At 68.3% G+C, this 8,578-nt stretch carries 7 protein-coding genes; 3 read left to right on the top strand and 4 right to left on the bottom strand.

Going from position 1 to position 8,578, the window contains the following annotated elements; all coding sequences use genetic code 11:
• Positions 1 to 136: 136 nt before the first annotated feature.
• Complete coding sequence (locus tag AC3A6J_RS27810) at positions 137 to 1,324, bottom strand: toxin-antitoxin system YwqK family antitoxin (RefSeq protein WP_487863243.1); 1,188 nt, start codon at positions 1,322 to 1,324, stop codon at positions 137 to 139.
• Complete coding sequence (locus AC3A6J_RS27805; RefSeq protein ID WP_487863242.1) at positions 1,321 to 1,734, bottom strand: VOC family protein; 414 nt, start codon at positions 1,732 to 1,734, stop codon at positions 1,321 to 1,323. The genes AC3A6J_RS27810 and AC3A6J_RS27805 overlap by 4 nt, the downstream gene beginning before the upstream one ends.
• Positions 1,735 to 1,828: 94 nt before the next feature.
• Between AC3A6J_RS27805 and AC3A6J_RS27800 the strand changes: the two genes are divergently transcribed.
• The 3 genes from AC3A6J_RS27800 to AC3A6J_RS27790 all read left to right on the top strand — a co-directional run bounded on the left by AC3A6J_RS27800 (position 1,829) and on the right by AC3A6J_RS27790 (position 4,469).
• Positions 1,829 to 3,055 (top strand): TraB/GumN family protein, encoded by a 1,227-nt coding sequence (locus AC3A6J_RS27800; protein WP_487863241.1) that lies wholly within the window; start codon positions 1,829 to 1,831, stop codon positions 3,053 to 3,055.
• Between the two features lie 11 nt (positions 3,056 to 3,066).
• A complete protein-coding gene (locus AC3A6J_RS27795; protein WP_487863240.1) occupies positions 3,067 to 3,432 on the top strand; it encodes a DUF2946 family protein in 366 nt (121 codons plus the stop codon).
• Between the two features lie 134 nt (positions 3,433 to 3,566).
• A complete protein-coding gene (locus tag AC3A6J_RS27790; RefSeq protein WP_487863239.1) occupies positions 3,567 to 4,469 on the top strand; it encodes a copper chaperone PCu(A)C domain-containing protein in 903 nt (300 codons plus the stop codon).
• Positions 4,470 to 4,476: 7 nt separating this feature from the next.
• Here the strand turns inward: AC3A6J_RS27790 and AC3A6J_RS27785 are convergent, their stop codons facing one another.
• Together AC3A6J_RS27785 and AC3A6J_RS27780 are read right to left on the bottom strand one after the other, a co-directional pair.
• On the bottom strand, positions 4,477 to 6,225 hold the full coding sequence (locus AC3A6J_RS27785) for a phospholipase D family protein (protein WP_487863238.1): 1,749 nt from the start codon (positions 6,223 to 6,225) through the stop codon (positions 4,477 to 4,479).
• 84 nt (positions 6,226 to 6,309) lie between these two features.
• Positions 6,310 to 8,211 carry an ATP-binding cassette domain-containing protein gene (locus AC3A6J_RS27780; RefSeq protein WP_487863244.1) on the bottom strand — a complete coding sequence of 634 codons (1,902 nt, stop codon included), beginning with the start codon at positions 8,209 to 8,211 and terminating at the stop codon, positions 6,310 to 6,312.
• Positions 8,212 to 8,578 lie beyond the last annotated feature (367 nt).

Genomic DNA, 8,578 nt, shown 5'->3' with positions numbered 1-8,578 from the left:
ATTGGGGCCGTCTGCGGCGTTGCCCGCGCTTGCAATGCTCCAGCATTGCTGCGCACGGGCGCCTTGCAGCCAGCCCCAATGCGGGCCAACGCGATCCCCGTAAATAGTGTGAACAGGCCCTAATGCCGCGCGTGTTTCAGCGCGCGTAGGCCTTGCGCGAGCCGTCCTCGAAGACCTCGTCGTCGGAAAGCGGCTCGCCGTTCTCGTCCCAGCTGCGCTCGCGCGTCACACGGCCCTTGGCATCGAAGCTCGATTCGGCGAGCAGGACGCCGGTTTCGCTGAAGCGGCGGTGCGTGCCGATCGGCACCTGTCGCCCGCGAACCGCCGCCTTGAAGCGGCCCTGGGCGGCGCGCTGGCCGGTGTCGTAGAACTCGGTGATCTCGACGGTGCGTGCCTCGCCGCTGCCGCTGAAGGCCGAGCGGCCCCGCGGCTGGCCGTTGAGGTAGTAGCTGTCGTCGCCGATCGGCACGCCCGCGCTGTTCCAGCGCTGGTCGCGGATCAGCGTGCCTTTCTCGGAGAACGCCTGCTCGCGCTGCTTGACCGCGCTGCGTTCGAGCAGCAGCCAGGCGGTTTCACGCCGCTTCACGCCTTCGGACGAGAACTGGCGCTCGATGCGCTGGTTGCCGATGGTCTCGTCCTGCACCGCGGGCTTGCCGTTGTCGTAGAAGCTCTGTGAACGCACCCGCTTGCCCATGGCAAACGACAGCCGCGAGCGCAGCACCCCGCGCGCATCGAAGAGCTCGACCTGCGACGGCCCGCCGATAAAGCCGCAGAGCTTGGCGTCGTCCACGGCCGGCGCAAGCATCGGGGTTTCGCCGCAGCGCAGCGCCGACAACTGCCCGCGCTCGGTGAATTCGGCGAAAGCCCGGTCGGTGCCGATGGTCGGATAGAAGGTGGCGCGGCGCAGTTGGCCTCCTGGATGGAAGCTGCGCACCAGCCCGCGCTCCTGGCCGTCGTCGTAGACCGCTTCGCGCAACACCTGCCCGTTGGGCGCGAACTCACGCGCCAGGCCGTGGATGTTGCCCGCGGCGTTGAGGATGTGCTCCCGCGCGAGCTTGCCCTTCTCGTAGAAGCGCACCAAGCCCATGAAGACGCCGTTCTGCAGTTGCTGCTCGCGCTGGAGTTCGCCGCTGTCGCGGTGCTTGCAGCGCATGAGGCCGGTCTTGCCCGCCGTGCTGCCGCCGTCCGACGGGTTCACGCTGCGGCCGTTGAGCTCACAGTCGAGCACGGCGGCATGCGCCGCGCCGCCCGAACAAAGCAACGTCAGGGCGATTGCGGCCGCGACCGCACCGGTTCGCGAGGTGGCGCGGCGCAGCAGGCTCATTTGTCGTAAAGCGAGGCGAGCGACCGGAAGCCCTTGGCCTCGATCGGATTGCCGAACGGATCGAGAAAGAACATGGTCCATTGCTCTCCGGGCTCGCCCTCGAAGCGCACCTGCGGCCGCAGCACAAACTCGGTGGCCGCTGCCTCGAGCCGCGCGGCCAGCGCCTGCCAGTCGGGCAGTTCGAGCACGACACCGAAATGCGGCATGGGCACCAGCGCGCTGCCCACCTGGCCGGTGCGCGTGGTGGCGAAGGGCTCGCCGAGGTGCAACGAGATCTGGTGGCCGAAGAAGTCGAAATCGACCCAGGTGTCGGTGCTGCGGCCTTCGGCGCAGCCCAGGACGTCGCCATAGAAACGGCGCGCCGCGTCGAGATCGCGGACGTGGAAGGCGAGATGGAAGATGCTGTGCATGTTCCGGATTATGGAGAGCGGTGCTGTGAGAATGCCGGACTTGTTTACATTTATGGAGCAAGCCTTGCGGATACTCCGGATCCTGGTTGCGCGGATGCGCGACACCGATCACCAGCGGCGCCTGCGCCCCTCCTTTTTCTTCGGGCTGCCGCGCCTGCTGCTGGCGGGCGCCTGTGCCGTGCTGGCGGTCGCGGCGCACGCGGCCTGCCCGCCTTCGGCCATTGCGAGCCTCGGCAAGGGCGGGGCCGTCGGCCAGTGGAATGCCGTGGACCGCGGGCTGCTGTGGCGCGCCGATCGCGACGGCCGGACCTCCTGGCTCTACGGCACTCTCCACGTTGGCCGCGCCGAGTGGGTGCGGCCCGGGCCGACGGTGCAGAAGGCGCTCGAGCAAAGCGATGCGCTCGCGCTCGAGCTGGACGTGCGCGACCAGGCCGCGATGCGCCCGTTGACGCAGCCTGCGGACCCCGCCGTGGTCGGGCGCATTCTCAACGGCGAGCGCGCCCGCCGGCTCGCGCGCCAGAACGAGGCCGCCTGCATGGAGCCGGGAAAGACGGCCGGGCTGCAGCCGATCCTGCAGGTGATGGCGTTGGCCGGGCTGGTGGCCCGCGCCGACGGGCTGTATCCCGAATTCGGCGTGGACGAGTCGATGGCGGTTGCGGCCCGGAACAACGGCACGCCGGTGTTCGCGCTCGAGACCGCCGCCGCGCAGCTGAACGCGCTGACCGGCGGCTCCGAAGCCGAGCAGGCCGAGCAGATCGACGCCGCGCTCGGCGAACTCGAATCGGGCCAGCTGCGAGCGCAGATGAAGGAGCTCGCCGACATCTGGGCGCGCGGCGACGCCGAAAAGCTCGGCCGCTACCCGGAGTGGTGCAACTGCCTCAACACGCCCGCCGAGCAGCGGCTCATGCAGCGCTTGCTGGACGACCGCAACCCCGGCCTCGCGGACGGCATCGAGCGCATGCACGTCGGGGGCAAACGCGTGTTCGCTGCGGTCGGCGCGCTGCACATGGTCGGGCCGCAGAGCCTGCCGGCGATCCTGGCATCGCGCGGGTTCAAGGTGACGGCGGTGCCGCTGGTGGCCCAGCCGGCGGCGGCCTTGCCGGCCGCGCCGGCCCCCAAGGCGGCCCGTGCGGAACCGGCCGCACGCAGTGCACGCGGCGCACGGGCCGCGCCATCGTCTCGCGCTGCGCGGGGTGGCAAGACGGCCACGACCAGATCGTCGGGCGCAAAGACCGCCGCGAAGACCGGCAGCCGCAAGGCGGCGAGCGCCAAACCCGCGACGCGGGCCGCCCCGGCGGCCAAGGGCAAACAGCGCCGATAATCACCAGCGCCATGCAACTGCTGCGAAACCGCTCCTGCTTCTTCGGCCTTCTCGGCCGCGGGGTGCTGCTGTGGTTCGTGCTCTCGCTCGGCGCGGCAGCGGCCTCGCCGCTGGTCCATCCGCAGGCCGTGGAACTGGTGTGCTCCAGTGCCGGCGCGGTCAAGGCCGTGGTCCAGACCGACGACGGTGTGCAGGAACTGGGCGCCTCGCACCTGGACTGCCCGCTGTGCGTGCTGACGGGGGCGCCGCCGCCGTCGCGGGTGGCGCAGGCCTCGGCCTTTGCGTTGCCGCCGGAGCGCGCGCTCCGGTCGGCGCCTTCGCGCACTGCCGCCGCCAGCGCGGCGCCGCTTCCGGCACGCGGGCCTCCAGCCGTCTGACGCCGCCGCCCCGGGGCGCACGCAGTGCCCCAGTGCCGCACCCGGCGCAAATTGCCTGTCCGCCTGCTGCCCTGCGCGTCCGAATGCGACCGCGGGCGGCGAACCATTTTTTGCCTTCCTTTCTAGGAGTTCCCATGAACCCACTGCACCTTCCACGCAAGGCGGCCGCGGCCGCTGCGTTGCTCGCCGGCGCGGCAGCCGCCTGTGCCCACGTCACGCTGCCGGGCGGCGGCGCGACGGTCGGCAGCGACTACAACGCCGCCTTCCGTGTCGGCCATGCTTGCGAGGGCGCCAAGGCCACAACGGGCCTGGCGGTCCGCCTGCCCAAGGGCTTCATCCTGAGCGACGCGCAGGCACGCAAGGGCTGGAAGCTCGACGTACAGAAGAACACTGGAGACGGCGAAGTGCGCTGGACCGCCGAAAACCCGCAGGCGGCGCTGCCAGCCGGCGAACGCGCCGAGTTCGTGCTGCGCGGCAAGGTGCCGAGCACGCCGGGGACGCTGTGGTTCAAGGTGCAGCAGACCTGCGACGTCGGCAGCATCGACTGGGCCGAGGTGCCGGCGTCGGGCACGTCGACCGCCGGGCTCAAGAGCCCCGCGGCCAGGCTCGACGTGGTGGCGCAGGGCGTCGCCACGGTCGATGTGCGCGATGCCTGGGTGCGGCCGTCGGTGCCGGGACAGAGCGGCACCGGCGCCTTCATGAAGCTGACCGCACCGGCCGGCGGCAGGCTGGTCGGCATCTCGACGCCGGCCGCGGGCGTCGCCGAGATCCACGAAATGAAGATGGAAGGCGACACCATGCGGATGCGAGAGCTGCCGCGCGGCCTCGAGCTGCCGCCGGGGCAGACCGTGGAACTCAAGCCCGGCGGCTACCACGTGATGATGATGGATCTGAAGCAGGCGCTCGCGAAAGGAGCGACCGTGCCGGTCACGCTGAAGTTCGAGGACGCGAAGGGCCAGAAGACCTCGCTCGAGCTGAAGCTGCCGGTGGGCGCGCCGGCGGGCACCGCAGCACCGGCCCACCAGCACAAGCACTGAACGCCGCTTACAGCAACGCGTCGGGCGCCAGCGGGCCGAACAGCTTCAGCAGCAGGCGCAGCGTGAGGCTCGCATCGGGCTCGGTCGAGGTGTCCTTGAGGCCGCTGCCTTCGGGCGCGTGCCAGACCAGCGAGCGCTTGTCCTTGTCGAGTTCGACGCGCCACGAGCCTTCGCGCATGCCGCCCTCGATCTGCGCCGAGGCCGCGCGCGAGAGTTCGCCGCTTCGCACCAGGAGCGCGATCTCGGTGTTCTGCAGTTGCGAGCGCAGGTCGAGGTTCATGGAGCCCACCACGAGCAACTGGCCGTCCATCACCAGCACCTTCGAATGCAGCATCGAGCGCGATGCCCCGGGGGCGCCGCTGCCCGACGAGCCGAAGGCGTTGCTGACCGTTGCCTGCTCGCTGCGCAGTTCGAAGAGCTCGACACCGATCCTGAGCAAATCTTCGCGGTGCCGCGCGTAGCCGACGTGCGCTACCGGCGCGTCGTTCGATGCCAGCGAGTTGGTCAGCACGCGGATGCGCACCCCGCGCTGCTTGGCGGCGGCGAATGCCTGCTTCATGTCCGGACCGGGCACGAAATAAGGCGAGATGATGAGCAGATCGCTGCGCGCCTGGCCGATCAGCTGAAGCAGGCCCTCGACCACGGTCTCGCTGCCGGCCGCTATGTCGGACGAGGCCTCGAGTGACGCGGCGCGCCGTGACGATCCGGCCGCATCGCCCGGTTGGCTCACCACGAGGCCCGGCGCCTTGTCGGCGCCGCGTTCGGCGGGGATCTTTTCCGGCTGGTCGGCGAGCATCACCGCGGGCGCCCAGACGAAGCGCGCGGTTCTGAGGTCGAGCGGCTTTTCGTCCCAGGCGCGGGCCAGCTGCGCGGGCGTGGGCGCGGCGCCGGGTTTCTGTTCGCCATTGGGCGGTGCCGGGGCTGGTGCCGGCGCTGTGTTCTCCGCGGAGGCCGCCTTCTCTTCGGTCAGCTCCCGCTCCGCCTTCTCGGCGCGCGCGCGGATGGCCTGCAGTTCTTCGCGCTGGATCAGCGATTGGACGGGGTAGGCGCGCTCGTTGTTCCAGTAGCTGTCGAAGCTGCGCGAAAGGTCGCGCACGATCGGTCCCGCCGCAAGGATGTCGAGATCGATGAAGTTGCCGTTGAGCGCATTGCCGAAATACGCGTCGCCGAGGTTGCGCCCGCCGGTCACGCCGAGCACGTTGTCGGCCAGGAAGAGCTTGTTGTGCATCCGCTGCTGGATGCGCGAGACATCGCCGATCGAGTTGACCATGCGCGCGAGCGACGAGTCGCGCTTTCCGGCCAGCGGGTTGAACAGCCGCATCTCGATGTTGGGAACGAAGGCCAGGCCCAGGACCAGCGCGTCCTTGCCGGTGCTGTGGAAATCGTCGAGCAGGATGCGCACCCGCACCCCTCGCTCGGCCGCCGACCGGATGCCGCGCAGCAGGCGCGCGGTGCTCGCGTCGGCGTGGATGGCGTAGTACTGCAGGTCAAGCGTCTTCTGCGCGCCCTGGATCAAGGCCAGCCGGCTGCCGTAGGCCGCGGGCGGGCCGCCCAGCAACAGGAAGCCCGATTCAAAGCGCGCGCCATCGGCCTTGCGCCGCTGCTGGACCAGGGCCTCGAGCGCTGTGCCGCCTGGCGAGGCGATCGCCGTCGAAACCGGACGCTCCACGTGCTTCGGCAGCTCTGCGCAGGCGCCTTGCAGCACCAGCATCAGCAGAGCGATGGACCGGCCGACGAACGTGTAAATGGATGGCATGCTGCTTCCCGGAGCTTGGAAACTGCATATATAGCCTACTCTGCAGTAGACCCGCGTCGGACAGCGGGAGCGGCCGGTAGGGTGCTATCGCTTGACCGTGAGCTCTTCCTGGCGCTCCAGCGCCGCCAGCAGTTCGTCGTCGATCTGGGCATGGCGCTGGCTCAGCTCGGCGGCGCGCGACGCGTCGGTGGCGTAGATCGCGCCGCCATCGAGCGCCAGCATTTCGGCGATGCGCTTTTGCTCCGCCTCGAGCGCTTGGATCTGCGCCGGCAGTGCGTCGAGCTCGCGCTGTTCCTTGTAGCTGAGTTTCTTGCGCGCAGCGGTGGGCACAGGGGAGGGCGTGGATGCCGGCGCCGACGCAGCGGCGGGTGCTGGCGCGGCGGGGCTCGTGGGCTGGCGCTGCTCGGCGATCTCCCGCGCACGCTTCGACTGGATCAGCCAGTCCTGCACGCTGCCCTCGTACTCGCGCCAGTGGCCATCGCCTTCGAAGGCGATCGTGCTGGTCACCACGTTGTCGAGGAAGGTGCGGTCATGGCTGACCAGGAACACGGTGCCGTCGTAGTCCTGCAGCAGGCCTTCGAGCAGTTCCAGCGTGTCGATGTCGAGGTCGTTGGTCGGTTCGTCCAGCACCAGCACGTTGGCGGGCCGCGCGAACAGCCGGGCCAGCAGCAGGCGGTTGCGTTCACCGCCGCTGAGCGAGCGGACCGGCGAGTTGGCCCGCGCCGGCGAGAACAGGAAGTCGGAAAGGTAGCTCTTCACGTGCTTGCGTTGGCTGCCGATCTCGATCCATTCGCTGCCGGGACTGATGAAGTCCTCGAGCGTGGCGTCGAGGTCGAGCTTGTCGCGCATCTGGTCGAAGTACGCCACCTGCAGGTTGGTGCCGCGGCGGATCTTGCCGCTGTCGGGTTCGAGTTCACCCAGGATGAGCTTGAGCAACGTGGTCTTGCCGGCGCCGTTGGGGCCCAACAGGCCCACCTTGTCGCCGCGCAGGATGGTGCCGGTGAATTTCCGCACGATCGTCTTGTCGCCGAAGGATTTGCTGGCTTCGGTGAGTTCGGCGACGATCTTTCCGCTCGATTGGCCCGCCGCCACGTCCATGTTGACGCTGCCCTGCACGTCGCGGCGTGCCCCGCGGCTTGCCCGCAGTGTTTCGAGCCGGCTGATGCGGCTCTGGCTGCGCGTTCGGCGAGCTTCCACGCCCTTGCGGATCCAGATTTCCTCCTGGGCCAGCAGCTTGTCGGCCTTGGCGTTGATCACCGCTTCCTGGGCGAGCTGTTCCTCTTTTTGCAGCAGGTACTGTTCGAAGTTGCCTGGATAGGAATGCAGCTTGCCACGGTCCAGCTCCACGATGCGGGTGGCGACACGGTTCAGGAAGCTGCGGTCATGGGTGACGGTGACCACGCTTCCCTTGAAATCGATCAGCAACTGCTCCAGCCATTCAATGGAATCCAGGTCAAGGTGATTGGTCGGCTCATCCAACAGGAGCACGTCCGGCGCGGCGACCAGTGCCTGCGCCAGGGCCACGCGTTTGCGCGTACCGCCGGAGAGCGAGCCGACGCGCGCATCGCGGTCCAGGTGGAGCCGGTGCAGCGTTTCCTCGACGCGCTGTTCCCAGTTCCAGGCGTCAAAGGCCTCGATCTGCGACTGCAGCGCGTCCAGGTCGAGACCCTCGGCGCCCGACAAATAGAGATCGCGCACGGCAATGACAGATGCCAGCCCTTGGCTGGCGGCGGTAAAGACGTCGGCCTCCGGATCGAGCTGCGGCTCCTGGGCCACATAGGCGATCCGCAGGTTTTGCTGCAGTTGCAGCGTGCCGTCGTCGGTTTTCTCGAGCCCGCCCAGTATCTTGAGAAGGGACGACTTGCCTGCACCATTGCGGCCGATCAGGCCGGTGCGTTCAGATTCCAGAAGAGAGAAGTCCGCATGGTCGAGCAGCGGAACGTGGCCGAACGCGAGTTGGGCGTCAAGGAGTGTGATGAGTGCCATGTGGCACGGATTATCGGAGCAGCCTCCTTTCCGTACCGGGCAGCGCGCAGCGCTGCCCGGTACGGAAAGCCTGCGGTGATTTTGTTGGCGGCAGTCTTGCAACACACAAGATTTGGCATATACTCGTGGGCTCGACTGATACTGCCTCACGGCACTTCAAGCGACTGCCCTCAAGGGGTGGCGGCAAGAAGGTAGAGGTCGAAAAAAACTTCCTTCGAAGTTGACGCGGTTTGAAAAAGCAGTGCATAATCGAAGGCTTCGCTGAACGACTTCAGCGCCCTGTGACAGAAGTTGCGGAGTGCGGAAAAGAAGAAGTGGCAGCGAAAAAAGTTTGACGGTTCTTCAAAAACCGTGTTAGACTACAAGG

This window comes from Variovorax sp. Soil_C_39 (assembly GCF_057656815.1).
Note: the sequence above shows the minus strand (reverse complement) of the source record. Positions and strands in the feature narration are given on the sequence as shown.

What these genes read in the sequence shown, in the direction of transcription:
- AC3A6J_RS27795 (WP_487863240.1), top strand. Translation starts at nt 3,067, where the DNA reads ATGCAACTGCTGCGAAACCGCTCCTGCTTCTTCGGCCTTCTCGGCCGC.
- AC3A6J_RS27800 (WP_487863241.1), top strand. Translation starts at nt 1,829, where the DNA reads ATGCGCGACACCGATCACCAGCGGCGCCTGCGCCCCTCCTTTTTCTTC.
- AC3A6J_RS27785 (WP_487863238.1), bottom strand. Translation starts at nt 6,225, where the DNA reads ATGCCATCCATTTACACGTTCGTCGGCCGGTCCATCGCTCTGCTGATG.
- AC3A6J_RS27805 (WP_487863242.1), bottom strand. Translation starts at nt 1,734, where the DNA reads ATGCACAGCATCTTCCATCTCGCCTTCCACGTCCGCGATCTCGACGCG.
- AC3A6J_RS27780 (WP_487863244.1), bottom strand. Translation starts at nt 8,211, where the DNA reads ATGGCACTCATCACACTCCTTGACGCCCAACTCGCGTTCGGCCACGTT.
- AC3A6J_RS27810 (WP_487863243.1), bottom strand. Translation starts at nt 1,324, where the DNA reads ATGAGCCTGCTGCGCCGCGCCACCTCGCGAACCGGTGCGGTCGCGGCC.
- AC3A6J_RS27790 (WP_487863239.1), top strand. Translation starts at nt 3,567, where the DNA reads ATGAACCCACTGCACCTTCCACGCAAGGCGGCCGCGGCCGCTGCGTTG.